Origin of the sequence: Chryseobacterium indologenes, assembly GCF_001295265.1 — a bacterium.
Taxonomy (GTDB): domain Bacteria; phylum Bacteroidota; class Bacteroidia; order Flavobacteriales; family Weeksellaceae; genus Chryseobacterium; species Chryseobacterium indologenes_A.
On record NZ_LJOD01000003.1, the window covers coordinates 237,224 to 253,419 of the forward strand.

At 37.9% G+C, this 16,196-nt stretch carries 16 protein-coding genes and 1 tRNA gene; 6 read left to right on the forward strand and 11 right to left on the reverse strand.

Going from position 1 to position 16,196, the window contains the following annotated elements:
- Positions 1-114 precede the first annotated feature (114 nt).
- The 4 genes from AOB46_RS07160 to folB form a co-directional block, all read right to left on the reverse strand.
- Positions 115-185: transfer RNA gene (locus AOB46_RS07160), tRNA-Cys, on the reverse strand.
- Positions 186-245: 60 nt separating this feature from the next.
- Positions 246-755, reverse strand: coding sequence for an RDD family protein (locus AOB46_RS07165; protein ID WP_062697743.1), 510 nt, complete (start codon positions 753-755; stop codon positions 246-248).
- A 29-nt stretch (positions 756-784) separates the two neighbouring features.
- Complete coding sequence (locus AOB46_RS07170; RefSeq protein ID WP_062697745.1) at positions 785-2,149, reverse strand: DUF4403 family protein; 1,365 nt, start codon at positions 2,147-2,149, stop codon at positions 785-787.
- Positions 2,150-2,185: 36 nt separating this feature from the next.
- Positions 2,186-2,557: a dihydroneopterin aldolase gene (gene folB, locus AOB46_RS07175; protein ID WP_062697747.1), complete on the reverse strand. Its 372-nt coding sequence runs from the start codon at positions 2,555-2,557 to the stop codon at positions 2,186-2,188.
- Between the two features lie 93 nt (positions 2,558-2,650).
- On the opposite strand from folB, the gene AOB46_RS23190 reads away from it, so the two are divergent.
- The 3 genes from AOB46_RS23190 to AOB46_RS23335 all read left to right on the forward strand — a co-directional run bounded on the left by AOB46_RS23190 (position 2,651) and on the right by AOB46_RS23335 (position 3,500).
- Entirely contained in the window at positions 2,651-2,836 is a 186-nt protein-coding gene (locus AOB46_RS23190) for a hypothetical protein (RefSeq protein ID WP_131724333.1), read from the forward strand.
- Positions 2,837-2,959: 123 nt separating this feature from the next.
- The gene (locus tag AOB46_RS07180) at positions 2,960-3,145 is read left to right on the forward strand and encodes a bacteriocin-like protein (RefSeq protein WP_062697748.1); all 186 of its coding nucleotides are present in this window, start codon (positions 2,960-2,962) and stop codon (positions 3,143-3,145) included.
- Positions 3,146-3,329: 184 nt separating this feature from the next.
- Positions 3,330-3,500 (forward strand): bacteriocin-like protein, encoded by a 171-nt coding sequence (locus tag AOB46_RS23335; protein ID WP_157845045.1) that lies wholly within the window; start codon positions 3,330-3,332, stop codon positions 3,498-3,500.
- Between the two features lie 159 nt (positions 3,501-3,659).
- Here the strand turns inward: AOB46_RS23335 and AOB46_RS07185 are convergent, their stop codons facing one another.
- From AOB46_RS07185 to AOB46_RS07200, 4 genes are all read right to left on the reverse strand, one after another.
- The gene (locus tag AOB46_RS07185) at positions 3,660-4,160 is read right to left on the reverse strand and encodes a hypothetical protein (RefSeq protein WP_062697750.1); all 501 of its coding nucleotides are present in this window, start codon (positions 4,158-4,160) and stop codon (positions 3,660-3,662) included.
- Positions 4,160-5,179, reverse strand: coding sequence for a quinolinate synthase NadA (nadA, locus tag AOB46_RS07190; protein WP_062697752.1), 1,020 nt, complete (start codon positions 5,177-5,179; stop codon positions 4,160-4,162). Before nadA ends, AOB46_RS07185 begins: the two co-directional genes overlap by 1 nt.
- A 102-nt stretch (positions 5,180-5,281) precedes the next feature.
- Positions 5,282-5,845 (reverse strand): guanylate kinase, encoded by a 564-nt coding sequence (gene gmk, locus AOB46_RS07195; RefSeq protein ID WP_062697754.1) that lies wholly within the window; start codon positions 5,843-5,845, stop codon positions 5,282-5,284.
- 64 nt (positions 5,846-5,909) lie between these two features.
- A complete protein-coding gene (locus tag AOB46_RS07200; RefSeq protein ID WP_062697756.1) occupies positions 5,910-6,767 on the reverse strand; it encodes a YicC/YloC family endoribonuclease in 858 nt (285 codons plus the stop codon).
- Positions 6,768-6,861: 94 nt separating this feature from the next.
- On the opposite strand from AOB46_RS07200, the gene miaA reads away from it, so the two are divergent.
- Positions 6,862-7,773 (forward strand): tRNA (adenosine(37)-N6)-dimethylallyltransferase MiaA, encoded by a 912-nt coding sequence (gene miaA, locus AOB46_RS07205; protein WP_062697758.1) that lies wholly within the window; start codon positions 6,862-6,864, stop codon positions 7,771-7,773.
- A gap of 225 nt (positions 7,774-7,998) precedes the next feature.
- Here miaA and AOB46_RS07210 read toward each other — a convergent pair whose 3' ends face one another.
- Positions 7,999-9,342, reverse strand: coding sequence for a serine hydrolase domain-containing protein (locus AOB46_RS07210; RefSeq protein WP_062697760.1), 1,344 nt, complete (start codon positions 9,340-9,342; stop codon positions 7,999-8,001).
- Between the two features lie 197 nt (positions 9,343-9,539).
- Between AOB46_RS07210 and AOB46_RS07215 the strand changes: the two genes are divergently transcribed.
- Positions 9,540-10,586 carry a sensor histidine kinase gene (locus AOB46_RS07215; protein WP_082377036.1) on the forward strand — a complete coding sequence of 349 codons (1,047 nt, stop codon included), beginning with the start codon at positions 9,540-9,542 and terminating at the stop codon, positions 10,584-10,586.
- Between the two features lie 2 nt (positions 10,587-10,588).
- Complete coding sequence (locus tag AOB46_RS07220; protein ID WP_062697764.1) at positions 10,589-11,320, forward strand: LytR/AlgR family response regulator transcription factor; 732 nt, start codon at positions 10,589-10,591, stop codon at positions 11,318-11,320.
- 47 nt (positions 11,321-11,367) lie between these two features.
- Here AOB46_RS07220 and AOB46_RS07225 read toward each other — a convergent pair whose 3' ends face one another.
- On the reverse strand, positions 11,368-12,780 hold the full coding sequence (locus AOB46_RS07225) for an efflux transporter outer membrane subunit (protein ID WP_062697766.1): 1,413 nt from the start codon (positions 12,778-12,780) through the stop codon (positions 11,368-11,370).
- A 224-nt stretch (positions 12,781-13,004) separates the two neighbouring features.
- Complete coding sequence (locus AOB46_RS07230) at positions 13,005-16,187, reverse strand: efflux RND transporter permease subunit (RefSeq protein WP_062697768.1); 3,183 nt, start codon at positions 16,185-16,187, stop codon at positions 13,005-13,007.
- Between the last annotated feature and the right edge of the window lie 9 nt (positions 16,188-16,196).

Sequence of the window (16,196 nt, forward strand, 5' to 3'; positions counted from 1 at the left end):
GGTTATTTTATTTGTTGGATTAGTTTCAATAATTAATTAACGGAAAAATAGTGAATTTGATGGTACTAAAAAACCCTAACTTGCATAATATGGGCAAATTAGGGTTTGTTACTGAGGTACCTAGCGGATTCGAACCGCTGTAGATGGTGTTGCAGACCACTGCCTAGCCGCTCGGCCAAAGTACCATGTCTTTACCATTTTTAGGTGTGCAAATATAGCAAAATATATGATTCGACAAAAATTTTTTAAGCAATTTCTTTTGTGCCCATGCTGTTTATTTCCTCTTTGCTCTGTTTATCAAGGGTATATTTTTTTATATTCACTACTCTGGTATCGCTCCAGTTGTCATGCCATCCGTTGCTTCCCAGGAAAGACAGTACATCGAAAGGTACTAATCTGGAAATATTTCTTATAAAGAATTCCTGAAGAGTAGGCGTAGTTCCATCGGTACTCATTACCCTTGTTCCGGTAATATATTTACCAATAGTTCTCCCTTTTGTAAAATATTCCATACAAAACAGATATAAAAAATAAACTGTTGTGGTTATCAAAATATCCTCAAACCTGCTCAGTGTAGATAATTTGTCTGCAATATTCAGAAAAAAATCAATGTTTAATACTTTGTACATAAGAACAGAAAAGGTTCCGTACAGGAAAAAAAGAATGTAAATTACAATCCTGTCAATAATAAAATTCGCCAGCCTCAGGCCTTGTGAAGCTTTGTTGTCCTCAATAATTTTAAAAAGTTTTTTCATAGTTATAGTAGATATTAGTTTTTATCAGTTTACAGACCGCTTACCGTTAATTTTAATGAAGCATTGGTATCAATAACTGCCGTGATCCCTGAAGGGTTCATGAGAATTTTGCCTGGCTTCAGGCTGAATACTTTTCCATTCATTTTTAAGCCTTTATAATATTCCTTGTTGAAGGCTTCCTCAATGCTTTTTTTAGAGGCCAGCTCCAGTTCCTGGGTTGGAATTCCGTATTCTTCCTCAATCATTTTTACGATTTTTCCCTTAAACAGGAGGGTAGCAGTTTTTTGCAGGATATTGGCCGTCCTGAGGTTGAATTTGGTATTGGATAATACAATTTTCTTTTTTGTATCATCATACACCGGAATACCGGAAATCAGAGCCCGTCCGTTTACATATCCTTCGGTTTCTGCTTCAATAACCACTCTTTCATCAATGCCGTACACTCTGATGTCTTTAATTTTCACTTTAGACCCGCGAACATCATATTCTTTGTTTAAAAACATATTTCTTGCAATATTCGAAGCTTCGGTAAAAGGAATGTTAGCCGTTGTCTGAAGCAAAAACTGATCAGCCAGCGCAGAAGAAACAGTGAAATTGCTCACGGTTTTTATCGGCTGGGAAGCAGCAGGCTTACTTCCTGTAAATGTTTCAGAATACACATCAATCCCGATATTGGTATCAATCTGGTTTCCATAAAACTTTAACGGCGTAATATTAACGCTGATAGGGCTTACTTTCAGCCAGGTATTATATTCTTCTGAAATATTAAACGGTTGGGAAAAAACATTCCATGCCATTACAGCATACTGTTGGAAGTTCAGCTGGGTATTCATCTGCAGGTCAATCGTTTTGCTGAATTTTTCCTGCTGCTCTTTCAGGCTTTTTTCAACAATAGAGGTAATAGGGATCTGAATTTTTCCATAGTCGAGTACAGGTTTGGTTACCCATCGGAATCCATTAGGACGGGTAACTGTAGATATAGTCCAGTTATTATTGAATGTAATGGTGGTGTTAAAAGACATTACCGTTTCAAAGGTTGTATTCTGATAGGAATAGACTCCCAGCGTTCCAATGCCTTTTTCTGCCCAGATTCTTAACGGAACCTCGATCAGTATATTCTGACTGGTGCCGCCTACCAGACGAATCGGGCGGGTTTTCCAGACCTTTACCTTAAACTGATCATTATTGTTATCTGTATAAGAGTCATCCTGATATACCAGGTCCTTTACAGTAGCATTAATCATATTGCTTATCTCTGAAAGAGGAATTGTTACCGGCATTGTAATGCTGGATTTCATCTTCGGAAAGTTATAAGAAGGGGGTTGGCTGGTTGTATTGGTCTGGCCGAAAATGATGCCAAAACTCAGAAGAAATAATATTTTGATGGACTTCAATGTTTTATGTTTTTGTAAAACGAAAATAATAATTTTTTAATGATTATCAGGTTTGAAACTTCTTTCCAGTTCAATGCTGGCTCCTTTCATTTCTCCCTGCATGGGTGGGGAGGTTTTGGTTACTTTTAACTTAATGTAGGAAACCTGTGGAAAACTTTCATGAATTTTTAAAATGATTCTTCCTGCAACATGTTCCAATAGTTTAGATTGAACAGACATTTCCTGGTGGATAATTGCGTTGATGTCTGCATAGCTTATGGTGTCATTCAGATCATCTGTTTCTGCAGCTTTCCATAAATCAGTGTGAAGCTCAGCATTTAAAATATAGTAGGTCCCGATGATGTTTTCTTCGGGAAGAACGCCGTGATAGGCATATATTTTAATATCTTCAAGATATATTTTGCTCATTGCTTTTGTTTTTATTCAGCAAAAATCGTTTTAATTCTTCAAAATCCGGAGTTATTTCTGTAGTTTTTTTCTCCGTTTTTATCTGGCGGTCTAATGATGCCGGAATCTTTACGGCAGTATGTATGGTTTTTTCTTTGGCATCAGGAAGTTTTACAGGATGGGCAGCAGCATGAGGATGTGTGGTATTATTATGTTGTAGAAAGAGATCAGAAATGGTCTGTAGGGTGTAGCGGTCACTTATGGAATACCCGGAAATTTTACGGACAATTTATAAGATAAGAATAGAGTATTTATATGAGTAAGTAAGGTTGTATCTGTCTTTTAGTCAGTGTTTTGTAATTATTCACTGTATTTTGAGAATTAAATGGTATATTAGAGATACAAATTTAAAACAAGATTTATATGAAAAATTTAAAGAAACTGAACAGAGAAAATTTAAAGTCAATTCAGGGAGGTGATGTATGTTATGAAAACTGCCCGCCGGGACCTTACGGGCCGGGGCTGCCAAGATCCTGTGATGCTTTTCAGGCATTGCCCGCCTGCTGCCAGTCCAGGGTATTGGTACATGCCGACTGCTTCCCTCAATAACTAATCCGGGCGCTGTAAGAGACGGTGCTTTTTTATCTCAGATTTCATCGGATTTCTACAAAAGACCTGTAAAATGACGCACTTATTTAAAAACTTGTTGCACTTGCTGATTGATGCTTTGTTTTGAATAAAAGAGCGTTCATTTTTGTGAGACAAATAACAAAATAAACCAACCCTAATTATTATGAAAAATTTCAAAAAGCTTTCAAGAGAAGAGAAAAGTAAGATCAGCGGTGGTTTCACCGAGTTCCAGATTGAGACATGCGGAGGTGCGGCATATGTATGTTTCCGCGGAGGCGGTGCATGGGGATGCTGGAGAAAACCAGGCGGAACCTGCTATCCTCCAATGGTATAATATATTCTGTAACCGGAAGCAGTGCCAGGACTGTCTGATTGCAAAAACACAGTATTGATAATATACTGATTTATAATTTTGTCTGCCTGTACAATATCTATTTTACGGCAGACTGTTTTCAGGGGAATTGAAAAAGCACTGTTTTGGCAGTGCTTTTATTTATTTTGAAATTTTCTTTTTAGGGATATTAAGTTTAGAACTCAGGTTGGGAAAATATTTTCTCATCGTCTGAATGTCTTTTCCTGAAGTATCTATAAATTTCCAATTTTTGCCATTATTGCCGGATACAGCAATCATGTAATAATCTGCATTGATATTTCCTTTAGGGGTGCTCATCTGTATTTTTTGATGAACCACCGCCTGCTGCTCATTTTTTACAGTAATAATATCTGATGCATCAGAAAAATCTACTTTTTTAAAATGATAGCCTTCTTTGCTCATCTTATCTATTGCGGCTGCAGAAATATCAATCATCTTCTTTTTACCACCCAGCATTTTTATAACTCCTTCATGAACATAGCTGCTGAAAACATCATAGTTTTTGTTCATAAGGGCTTGTCTCATTTCATAAGCCTGCTTTAAAACAGTCTCTTTCTGAGAGGTCTGTGAGAAAGAAATATTGATTATTGATAAACATACAATGAAAAACAGCTTTTTCATTATTTGATTGATTTTGAAAGATCCAGCATCGCTTCGATTGGCTTCAATGCCTTTAATCTTAATTCTTCATCAATAAGAATTTCAGGAAGCTCATATTTCATACACAGATATAGCTTTTCCATGGTATTCCTTTTCATATAGAAACACTCTGAACAGTTACAGCTTTCATCAAAAACCAAAGCAGGAATCAGTTCTTTGTGAGGTGCACGCTTTCTCATTTCATGCAGGATTCCTTCTTCTGTAGCAATAATGAATTTCTGGCAGTCGTCTTTTTCCACATAATTCAGCAGTGCGGAAGTAGAACCGATGAAGTGAGCCAGCTTTAAAACGGCTTCTTCACTTTCCGGGTGTGCTATTAATTTTGCATCAGGATTGTCTGCCAGCTGCTTCGCAATTCTTTCCATGGAAAATGCTTCATGAACGATACAGCTTCCGTCCCAAAGAATCATATCACGGCCGGTTTTCTGGGATAAATATCTTCCCAGGTTTTTATCCGGAGCAAAAATGATAGGGCGATCTTTCGGAAGGGCCTGGATAATGGTTTCAGCATTGGAACTGGTTACGATAATATCACTTTCTGCTTTAGTTTCCGCATTACAGTTGATATAGGTGGCTACTAAAGCATTCGGATGCTGTTCGCGCATTTTTCTTAAGCCTTCACCAGAACATCCGTCTGCCAGTGAGCATCCTGCCATAGTGTCCGGAAGAACTACTTTTTTAGTCGGGTTTAAGATTTTAGCGGCTTCCGCCATAAAATGTACTCCGCAGAATACAATCATATCAGCGTTGGTGTCTTTAGCCTGTCTTGCGAGTTGTAAAGAATCTCCCAAAAAGTCAGCAATATCCTGAATTTCTCCCGGCTGGTAGTAATGGGCGAGGATTACTGCATTTTTTTCTTCCTTAAGTTTAAGAATGGCTTTTACCAATTCTTCACCCTGAGGGATCATAATATCTTTAATATCCAGATATCCCCTTACAGGGATAGCTGCTTTGGCTTTTTCTAATGTTTCGGTACTCATATCAGCCTCAATTTTGTTAATTACAGAAATCGGAGGTTAAGAAATCAGACATCCGGTTTTTCTGATGGATATTTCCATCTTCCGGTTTCCGGCTTTCATCTTTTAATTTCTGATAAAATTTTTTATTAAACTTTCTATTTCTTTTTTTGCTTCATCAAGATCGGTATTAATCACGATCCTGTCAAATTCTGCAGCATAAGCCATCTCTTCCTCTGCTTTGGCTACACGAATTCTGATGGTTTCTGCATCATCAGTGTTTCTGGAGATCAATCTTCGTTCCAATTCTTCAATGGAAGGTGGTTCAATGAAGATCGACAGGGCTTTGTCTCCGAAATACTTTTTCAGGGAGATTCCTCCTTTTACATCTACATCAAAGATAACTACTTTCCCCTGATTCCAGATCTTTTCCACTTCAGATTTTAAAGTACCGTAATATTTATCAGTATATACCTCTTCATATTCTACAAAAGCATCTTCCGAAATTTTCTGTCTGAATTCATCAGGGCTTAAAAAGTGATAATCCACGGCGTGTACTTCGCTGCCTCTTGGCTGCCGTGTAGTGCATGAAATTGAAAATTCCAGTTCCGGAAAAGTTTCCAGGGAATGTTTTACCAGTGTAGTTTTTCCGCTTCCCGAAGGCGCTGAAAATATGATTACTTTATCCATTTATATTTTTAAGATTTTCAGATCAGAAACAAGAGCGTGAAATCTCATGTTCAAGGCCTGTTGTCTATAATACGTTTAACGTCTGTTCTTTGATTTTTTCCAGGTCATCCTTCATTTTAACGACCAGTTTCTGGATCTCAGCATGGTTTGCTTTTGATCCTAAAGTGTTGATTTCTCTTCCGATCTCCTGGGAAATAAAACCAAGTTTCTTTCCGTTGAAGTCTTCATTATCCATGACTTCCTTGTAATATTTCAGATGCTGGGCAAGTCTTACCTTTTCTTCTGAAATATCAAGCTTTTCAGTAAAGTAAGCCATTTCCTGATAGAAACGTGTTTCATCAACATTTTCAAACTCTTTTAATGTTTTCTGATAACGTTCCTTCACGCTTACAATCCTTTCTTCTTCATAAGGAATAACCTGCGATAGATATTTATCAATATTCTGGACATTTCTCTCCAGCTCTTCATGAAGGATTTTACCTTCAGTTCTTCTGAACTCTTCGAAACGGTCAACAGCAGCATTTACAATCTTTGCCAGGGCTTCCCATTCACCTTCTGTAAGTTCGTCCGGTCTGGAAGTAATAGCATCAGGAAGCCTTACTGCCATTTTCAGATATTCAAAATCAGGGCCGTCTGATGCGATGTTACGAAGTTCACTGATGTAAGAATCAATTAAACTCTTGTTGATTTTCACATCATTCGATTCCTCAAGATTCTCCAGATTGATGTAGCAGTCTACCTTTCCGCGGATAATTCTGTCATTCAGGATTTTTCTGATATCGAATTCTTTTTCTTTATAGCGTAAAGGAACTTTAATATTCAAATCAAAGCTTTTGCTGTTCAGTGATTTAATATCTATTGTAATCTTTTTTCCTTCAAAAACATCTTCGGCTCTGCCGAATCCGGTCATTGATAAAATCATAGTTTTTTATTGTTCTACAAAGATAAACATTTAAATTAGCACTGTGAAATCTGTAAAGATTCTATCTGACCTATAAAATAATGAGCTTGAACTGATGAAAAATTTGATTTCTGTTGTAGGCCCCACCGGAATCGGCAAAACAAGACTGGCCATTGATCTGGCAAAACATTTCAATACAGAAATCGTTTCCTGTGATTCACGGCAGTTTTTTAAAGAAATGAAAATAGGAACTGCTGCTCCTTCGGAGGACGAGCTTGCGGAGGCACCTCATCATTTTATCGGTAACCTTTCGGTTCAGGAATATTATTCTATCGGGCAGTATGAGGAAGATGCACTGAAAAAACTCAACGAACTTTTTGAGGCCTATGATACTGTTATCCTTGTCGGTGGAAGTATGATGTATGAAAAGGCAGTCATTGAAGGGCTGAACGATCTGCCGGAAGCTGATGAAGACAATCAGAAAAGGCTTCAGGAAATTCTGGAAAATGAAGGGATAGAAAAACTTCAGGACCTTCTGAAAGAGCTGGACCCGGAATATTTTTCCGTGGTTGATATTCACAATCACCGAAGACTTTTAAGAGCGATTGATGTGATCTGGCAGACGGATAAAAAATATTCGGAGCAGATTGCCGTTTCCCAGGATTCAAGAGATTTTAATGTGATCAGAATCGGTATTGAAGCTCCCAGAGAAGAACTCTATGACAGAATCAACAGGAGGGTAGATATTATGATGGAGAAAGGCTTACTGGCTGAAGCGGAAAGTCTGGAGAAATTTAAAAATTTAACCGCCTTAAATACAGTAGGATATTCGGAACTTTTCAAATATTTTAACGGAGAATGGGATCTGGAGTTTGCCGTTTCAGAGATCAAAAAGAACAGCAGGAGATATGCCAAACGGCAGCTTACCTGGTACAGAAAAGCAGATGATATTCATTATTTACAATTGGGATATTCGCAGAAGGACTTTGATGGATTAATTGAGTATATTACTAAGAGAATACTGTAAAAAGTTTTTATTTTGATTTAAAGATAAGGTTTGAAGCTGAGAGCTGGAAGAGGGAAGCTGTGAAGATTATCAATACAATAAGTGTTAATCTCTTTTACTCTTTTATGATCTTAAAATTTTATTTAAAACATAAAAGATTTGAAAATAATTTCCAGTCTCTTTCTTCCAGCTTTTGTACTTAAACTCTTTACCCCGGATTCAGACTAAATAGTAAAATCTCAAATTTTATATCGTTTTTTTACAGTTGATGGATTGTTTGCCCTGTGTTAATTTAGCTCCGGTTACGTTTCCTTTTTTATTAAATGTAAAATCAAATTCTGCATCATTTTCAGGAGAGTAAAAAGTATTTTCATTTTTAGGGATTAATAATCTTTTTTCTCCTTCTTTTCCATTATTATACATGCTTAAGAATAAATGATTTTTTCCGGCTTTTGAAATCTGAAATTTAGCAACGGTGATGATTCCGGCCAATTTTGCATGATAAACACCTGTAAACCTGTCGGTAGATAATGACGTTTTACTTTCATATCTGAAATCCGGATAATTATATTTCTTTCCATAATATTTAGAAAGTATTCCGATGGCAATTGTATTGAGCTTCACCGTATTTCCATTAGACAAAATAACCAGTGAGAGTTTATCATCAGGAAAATAACTTACGGTTGAATGAAATTCATCTATTCTGCCTGTATGTCCATAGCCTGTTTTTTTATAGAATGGAGCAATCTGTAGCCCATAGCCGAATGCTTTTGTATTGACGGTCTCCATTTGGGCAAGAGAATTTTTGGAAACCAGCTTACCATTGAAGAGGGCATCCATTAGGTTGGTAATATCTTCAGCTGTGGAAACAACCGCACCTGCTGAAAGAGTGAAGCTGGGATGGGTATCGGTTTCTTTCAACCATTTTTCTCCATTGTACAGATATGAAATGTTCCTTTTGCTATATTCACTTTCGGAAGTTTCATAATAGGTATTTTTCAAATTTAATTGGTTAATAATTCTTTGCTTTAAATTTTCTTCGAAAGATTTTCCGGTTACGTTTTCGATAATATAGCCTAACAATATATAATTGGAATTGCTGTAGGAAATATCCTCTCCCGGTTTGAAATCGGGTTTGCCGAGATTAATAAGCTTCAGTATTTCATCCTTTGAAAAAACATTGTTTTTTTTGCTGTAATAATCTTCCCACTGCAGATAATCGTAAATTCCGCTTGTATGGTTAAGCATATTGCCGATGGTAATTTTTTCCGAATTTTTAATGTCAGGAAAATATTGATTCAGCTTAGAATTTAAAGAAAACTTCCCTTCTTCTATTAATTGAAATGTGATAATTGCTGTGAAAATTTTAGTTACTGAACCAATTCGGTATTCATTGGAGCTGTTTGGAAATTTGTTGAAATTTCCGGAGTAGATCGTTTCTCCGTTTTTTTGAAGTAAAACACTTCCTGAAAAAGCATCTTTTTCCTGCAGGTAACTCAATAAACTATCAATTGGTTTTTTGTAATCGGGGTTTTGTGCTGACAGAATTCCAAAAAAATTCAAAATAAGTATCAGATATACTTTCTTCATTGTTAATTATTTTGAAACAAATAAAATAACATTCCTTATTTATTTCAGCAGTTTTTTGACCAATGGGGCTAAAATTGTGACGTACGGTTTTAATGTTTAAAGTAATATGGTTTGTCCATAAAAAATAAACGATGGTGTAAAAAATAAATAGAACGCTATTAAAAATATTTAAATTTAAGGTTTTATAAAAATACGTAATGAAGATATTAAAAGGGGATCAATTTTTTAGGTTGCTGTTAAACATAGTATTTATTGTTTTAATAGTATTTATTCCGGCAAACAATAATCATAAAAATTATCCTTTCAGCTATATTTTTCTGTATAATATACTCCTTTTTGTACCTGCATGGATCAATAATTTCTGGTTTCTCCCTAAGCTGAACCGCGACAAAAATATAAGAAGATATTTAGCCGCTGTTGTTATACTTTTTGGAGTTTCCGTCATTATACTGGGACAATATCTAAAGTATCTGTATGATCATTTTAATTCCTCCGGACTTGTTGATTTTACACCCATTGCAGCTACCGCATCGGCTCCTGAAATAGCAGAGAAATATCAATATTATTTTGATGTTTTTCCGGGAATTGTTATTGTGATGCTTATGATGGCGACCGGTTATTCTATACAGACCTTTTTATTGAAAATTAAAAAAGAAGAACAGGTAAAAAATCAGCAAAGCATAGCAGAGCTTAGTTTGTTAAAATCACAGATAAGCCCTCACTACCTTTTTAATGTACTTAACAGCCTGTACGCTTTATCTCTTAAAAAGTCTGAAGAAACACCTGATGTCATTTTAAAAATGTCTGATATTTTACGATATTCATTATATGAGACACAAGAAAAAGAAATTGCCATTAGCCACGAAATACATATCCTGAATATGTATATGGATATAGAAAAGTTAAGAATGCCGGAAAATGCAAGTATTTCTTTCCGGCATTCGGTAAAAGATCCCGTTAAAATTGCACCGATGCTTTTATTACCTTTCATAGAAAATGCTTTCAAACACGGCATTGATTCTACCGTTGAAGCTTCTTATATCAAGGCAGCATTAACCTGCAGTCATAATAAACTTATATTTGTTTGTGAGAATAGTTTTAAAGAAGTACAAAAGAAAGAAATCGGAGGAATTGGTATTGAAAACATTCGTAAGCGTTTAGAATTATTATACCCTGCAAATCATCGGTTAGAAATAAAAAAGCACAAAGATATTTTTAACGTTACCCTTGAAATAAAATTATAAAAATGAATAAAATAAGATGTTTAATAGTAGACGATGAAAAACTGGCCCAGGAGGTTTTAATACATCATATTTCAAGGTTTGATGTGTTACAGCTGGAAGGAGTTTGTAATAATGTTTTTGAGCTGATCGCTTTTTTAAACAGAGACCGAAATATCGATTTGATTTTTCTGGATATTAAAATGCCCGAGATCAACGGGAATGATTTTGTTACCATGTTTAATCATCCTCCTGCTATTATTTATACCACAGCGTACAATCAATATGCTCTGGAAGCTTTCGATCAGAATGCGATAGATTATTTGTTAAAACCCATTTCCTTGGATCGCTTTTCTAAAAGTGTACAAAAAGCAGCTCAGATTCTGGAGGCAGGACAAAAATTTGTTCCTGCAACAATGGAAGAAGATAACGATTGTTTTTATGTGAAAAGTGATAAGCGGCTGGTGAAGATTGATCCTAAAGAACTTATTTATATTGAAGGTATGGGAAATTATATCTGTCTGTATACCGGAAACGATAAAGTGATGATTCACGGAACATTGAGCTCCACTGAAGAAAGCTTAAAATATCTGAATTATATTTGTAGAGTACACAAATCATTTTTTGTCAACCTGAATAAAATCAGTTATTTGGAGCAGCATGTCATTTCATTGATCAATAAAAAAAATATTCCTATTGGATTAAGCTATCGTGATCAGGTTTATGAAAAATTAAAGATATGGCAGACTAATAAATAAAATGCGGCCCCTAAAGACCGCACTCCAAACAATATAATTAAAATTTACTACTTCCAGCCGCCGCCTAACGCTCTATAGAGGTCTACAATACTGCTTAGACGCTGTCTTTTTACAGAAGCCAGATTCAGTTCGGCCTGAAGAGAATTTCCCTGTGCTGTTATCACTTCGAGATAATTGGCCATTCCCCCTTTGTATAGCATCTGGGCACTTTTGATTCCTTCTTTCAGGGTTGCGGACTGTTCTGTTGCTTTTTGTTCCTGAATTTTTAAACTTTCATTGGAAACCAGTGCATCAGATACTTCTCCCATCGCGTTTAAAACCGACTGACGGAAAGCCAGTACATTTTTTTCTCTTTGTATTTTGGCGACTTCCAGATCTGTCTTCAGCTGTCTTTTCTGGAAAATAGGCTGGGTGATTCCTCCCAGTACAGAACCGAATAAGGAAGCCGGGATCTGAAACCAATTGTCAAACTTGAAAGAATTCACTCCACCGTTAGCCGTAATCTTTAAAGAAGGATACATATTAGCCTGCGCAATTCCCACGATAGCATTGGATTCCAGTAAAACCAGTTCCTGCTGGCGCACATCAGGTCTGCGGCTTACCATTGCTGCCGGTAATCCGGCTGAAATATTCTGCGGAAGTGAAGTGTCTGACATTTCAATCGTCCTGCTTATCCTGTTGGGAAGCTCACCAACAAGAATGCTCAGTGCATTTTCCTGAATGGCAATATTCTGTTCCAGCTGAGTGATCAGAAGCTCTGTAGACTGTTTCTGGGCGGTTGCCTGCTGAACACCTAAAGAAGTCGTATCACCACTTTCCCACATTTTCTGAGTGATACTCAGGGTGCTTGTACTTAATTCTAAATTGGATTTTGCAATCTGCAGCTGCCGGTCAAGCATCAGTAAATTGTAATATCCCTGGGCAATAGCTGCTACCACCTGGGTCTGTACTGCTTTTGAGCCTTCATAAGTATGCAGATACTGCATTCTTGAAACCTCCTGCCGATTTTTGATTTTTCCCCAGATGTCAGCCTCCCAGGAAAGATTGAACGCTGCATTGTAATCTTCCACATGGCTTTGTCCTAAAAACAGATTAAGACTCTGCCCGTTCATACTGTTCTTTGAGGGTTTTGATATCTGTCCCGAAACTCCGAAGCCAACATCAGGATACTGCAGATACTTTGCCTGCTTCAGTTTCTCCTGAGATGCGGCAACCTGCTTTAAAGCGATCTGAAGATCATAATTATTTTTTATTCCTTTTTCAATGAGTTCCTGAAGCATAGGATCACTGAAAAACTGTTTCCATTCCAGATTGGCAATACTGGCTGTATCGGCAGTAGCCGTGTACTGGAATTTTTCCGGAAGCTGAAGGTCCGGCTCCGCGTATGCCAGCTTAGACACACACGAAACCGAGGCCACAGCCAATATAAAAGTCAGAAAAATATTCTTTATTCGTTTCATAGTTGTTGTTTAATAAACGTTAATTGAATACAAACTTTGAGGTTTAGTGTTATTTCCCATAGGCTGCACAGATTTCACAAATGATTGTGGGTAAAGAAAATCAGAGATTTTCAAAAACTTATGTGCACTTTTTATAATAAAGCTTTCGACTTAAAATACTTAATATGGTTAAAGTCTTTTGTGACTTTTGTGGTTTAATATTTCCCCAAAGTTTATCAATAGTCTTAATGAGCAGCTGTTAAAGCCTGTTCCTGCTGTAGCTTTTTCTGAAGTCTTTTCTTCTTTCTGCTCGGCATTTTTTCATGCAGGTACTGGAAGATCACATACATTACCGGAATAATGAAAATCCCGAACAGCACTCCGGTAAGCATTCCCCCCACAGTACTGTAACCGATGGAATGATTTCCTTTCGCAGAAGCACCCTGGGTCCAGACTAAAGGAAGCATCCCTACGATAAAGGCAAAAGAGGTCATCAGGATAGGTCTCAGACGTAATCTTGAAGCCTGAAGCGCAGATTCTATCAGGGTTTTACCTGCTTTTCTCCTCTGTACGGCAAATTCCACGATCAGAATGGCATTTTTCGCCAGTAATCCAACCAACATAATCAATCCTACCTGTACATAAATATTATTATCAATACCAGCCAGTCCTGTGAAGGCAAATACCCCGAAAATCCCTGTCGGAATAGTAAGGATAATGGCAAACGGCAGGATGTAGCTTTCGTATTGTGCTGCCAGCAGGAAGTAGACAAACAGGATACTTAAAAGGAAAATAAATACAGTCTGTCCGCCTGTTTTGATCTCTTCACGGGTAATTCCTGTCCATTCGTATCCGTAACCTCTCGGAAGGGACTGTTGGGCTACTTCCTCCACAGCTTTGATGGCATCTCCGGTACTGTAACCAGGCTTAGGCGTTCCGTTGATGGTTACCGCGTTGAAAAGATTGTTTCTTGTTACCGTTTCAGGCCCGAAAGATCTTTTTAAAGTAACCAGCGTTTTGGCAGGAACCATTTCTCCTGATTTATTCTTTACATAAATTCCTTCCAGGGAATTAATATCAGTTCGGTACGGAATATCCGCCTGGGCCATTACCCTGTAATATTTTCCGAATCTGTTGAAGTCCGAAACAAAGCTGCTTCCGTAGTAAATCTGCATAGTCTGCATCAGTTCAGTTACAGAAACGCCCAACTGGTTGGCCTTATCAGAATCTACTTCAATAGTATACTGAGGATTTCCTGCTGCATAAGTGGTAAAGGCAAAGGCAATTTCCGGACGTTTCATCAGCTCTCCGATAAATGCCTGGGTGGTTGTTCCCAGCTGTTCAAAAGAACCGTTGGTTTTATCCTGAAGCATAAACTCAAAACCGGATACGTTACCAAACCCCTGTACAGTAGGGAAATTGAAGAAGAAAGCATTGGCATCTTTCACCTGGCTTACCTTTCCTGTCAATGTTGCGGCAATCTGGTCAGGGTCTTTCATGTCACCACGTTTGTCATAATCTTTAAGCTTGATAAAGCCCGCGGAATAAGGAGAAGCGTTGGCGTTGCTGATGAAGTTCATTCCGTCTGCCACCCAGAGGTGATTGGTTGCTTTTTCCCCATTAATGATCTTATCGATCTGCTCAGTAGCTCTGCTGGTCCTTTCCAGTGAGCTTCCCGGAGGAGTATTTACTGCATACAGAACGAATCCCTGATCTTCTGTAGGAATAAATCCGGATGGCGCTTTTTTAATCAGAAAGACACTTATTGCTGTAATAAGAACCAGCCCGCCAACAGCCATCCATTTATTTTTGATTAAAAATTTAACGCTGTAAATGTACTTTTTGGTCATGCTGTTGAAGCTTGCATTGAAAGCGTTGAAAAATCTGGCTCCAAAACCTTTTTTATGACCGTGTTCACCATGTTCTCCCTGAGGATCATTTAAGAAAATAGCACATAAGGCCGGACTTAATGTTAATGCATTTACTGCGGAGATCAGAATCGCAATAGCCAAAGTGAAAGCGAATTGTCTGTAGAAAACGCCTGCCGGGCCCTGCATAAAGCCTACCGGAATAAACACGGCACACATAACCAGGGTAATTGAGATGATGGCTCCGGAAATTTCACTCATGGAATTCATGGTAGCATTTTCTACAGGCATACCTGTCTGTTCCATTTTAGAATGTACTGCTTCTACTACAACAATGGCGTCATCCACTACAATACCGATGGCCAGAACCAATGCAAACAGGGTAAGCATATTGATGCTGAATCCGAACAGCTGCAGGAAGAAGAAGGTACCGATAATGGCAACCGGTACTGCAATAGCCGGAATCAATGTAGATCTGAAATCCTGAAGGAAGATAAATACTACAATAAATACAAGTACAAAAGCAATAACAAGAGTTTCCACCACCTGATGAATAGAAGCATCCAGAAAGTCTTTGGAATTGTACATAATGATAGGCTTCACTCCTTTAGGAAGGGTGGTTTCCATTACTTTTACCTGTTTTTCTATTTCCGTCAGGATTTCGTTGGCATTGGAGCCGGCAGTCTGCAGGATAGCGAAACCGGCTACCGGTTTTCCGTCCACCCTGTTGGTCGCGGTATAAGTATAGGAACCAAACTCTACTCTGGCCACATCTTTTAATCTTAAGAATGATCCGTCATTATTGGCCTTGATGGCTATATTTTCGTAATCTTCATTCTTATTGAGTTTACCTTTATATTTAAGGATATACTCGTAGGTTTCCTTGCTTCCCTGACCCAGACGTCCCGGAGCAGCTTCAAGGTTATGATCTTTGATGGCGGCAAGAACTTCCTGTGGAGAAAGGCTGTTGGCGGCCAGTCTGTCCGGTTTCAGCCAGATTCTCATGGAATAATCTCTTGTACCGAATACCTGTGCCTGTGCTACCCCCGGAATACGCTGTATCTGAGGAATAACATTAATCTTCAGGTAATTTTGCAGGAAAAGTTCATCATACTGTTTGGCATCTTCGCTGGTCAGTCCCATGAACATAATCATACTGTTCTGAACCTTTTGGGTAGAGATTCCGGCCTGTACCACTTCCTGAGGAAGCTGGCTCATCGCTTTGGATACACGGTTCTGTACGTTTACGGCAGCATTGTCTGGATCAGCGCCCTGTTTGAAGAAAACACTCAGGGTCATGGTTCCGTCATTACTGGAGTTGGAAGTCATATAAGTCATATTTTCCACCCCGTTTACAGCTTCTTCAATAGGTGTTGCTACCGAGCGGGCAACAACTTCAGCATTCGCTCCCGGGTAAAAAGCCGTTACCTGAACACTCGGCGGAGCAATATCCGGGAAGAGTGCAATGGGTAAATTAAAGAGAGACAGCGCCCCCAATAATAAGAGTATAATGGAGATGACCGTTGAAAGGACCGGTCTTTCTATAAATTGTTTTAACATAAGAAGTTT

Excerpts from the sequence above, each read along its gene's own strand:
- miaA (WP_062697758.1), top strand. The coding sequence starts at position 6,862 with ATGAAAAATTTGATTTCTGTTGTAGGCCCCACCGGAATCGGCAAAACA.
- AOB46_RS07180 (WP_062697748.1), top strand. The coding sequence starts at position 2,960 with ATGAAAAATTTAAAGAAACTGAACAGAGAAAATTTAAAGTCAATTCAG.
- AOB46_RS07185 (WP_062697750.1), bottom strand. The coding sequence starts at position 4,160 with ATGAAAAAGCTGTTTTTCATTGTATGTTTATCAATAATCAATATTTCT.
- AOB46_RS07210 (WP_062697760.1), bottom strand. The coding sequence starts at position 9,342 with ATGAAGAAAGTATATCTGATACTTATTTTGAATTTTTTTGGAATTCTG.
- nadA (WP_062697752.1), bottom strand. The coding sequence starts at position 5,179 with ATGAGTACCGAAACATTAGAAAAAGCCAAAGCAGCTATCCCTGTAAGG.
- AOB46_RS07220 (WP_062697764.1), top strand. The coding sequence starts at position 10,589 with ATGAATAAAATAAGATGTTTAATAGTAGACGATGAAAAACTGGCCCAG.
- AOB46_RS07225 (WP_062697766.1), bottom strand. The coding sequence starts at position 12,780 with ATGAAACGAATAAAGAATATTTTTCTGACTTTTATATTGGCTGTGGCC.
- AOB46_RS07230 (WP_062697768.1), bottom strand. The coding sequence starts at position 16,187 with ATGTTAAAACAATTTATAGAAAGACCGGTCCTTTCAACGGTCATCTCC.
- folB (WP_062697747.1), bottom strand. The coding sequence starts at position 2,557 with ATGAGCAAAATATATCTTGAAGATATTAAAATATATGCCTATCACGGC.
- AOB46_RS23190 (WP_131724333.1), top strand. The coding sequence starts at position 2,651 with ATGATGCCGGAATCTTTACGGCAGTATGTATGGTTTTTTCTTTGGCAT.
- gmk (WP_062697754.1), bottom strand. The coding sequence starts at position 5,845 with ATGGATAAAGTAATCATATTTTCAGCGCCTTCGGGAAGCGGAAAAACT.
- AOB46_RS07200 (WP_062697756.1), bottom strand. The coding sequence starts at position 6,767 with ATGATTTTATCAATGACCGGATTCGGCAGAGCCGAAGATGTTTTTGAA.
- AOB46_RS23335 (WP_157845045.1), top strand. The coding sequence starts at position 3,330 with ATGAAAAATTTCAAAAAGCTTTCAAGAGAAGAGAAAAGTAAGATCAGC.
- AOB46_RS07165 (WP_062697743.1), bottom strand. The coding sequence starts at position 755 with ATGAAAAAACTTTTTAAAATTATTGAGGACAACAAAGCTTCACAAGGC.
- AOB46_RS07215 (WP_082377036.1), top strand. The coding sequence starts at position 9,540 with ATGAAGATATTAAAAGGGGATCAATTTTTTAGGTTGCTGTTAAACATA.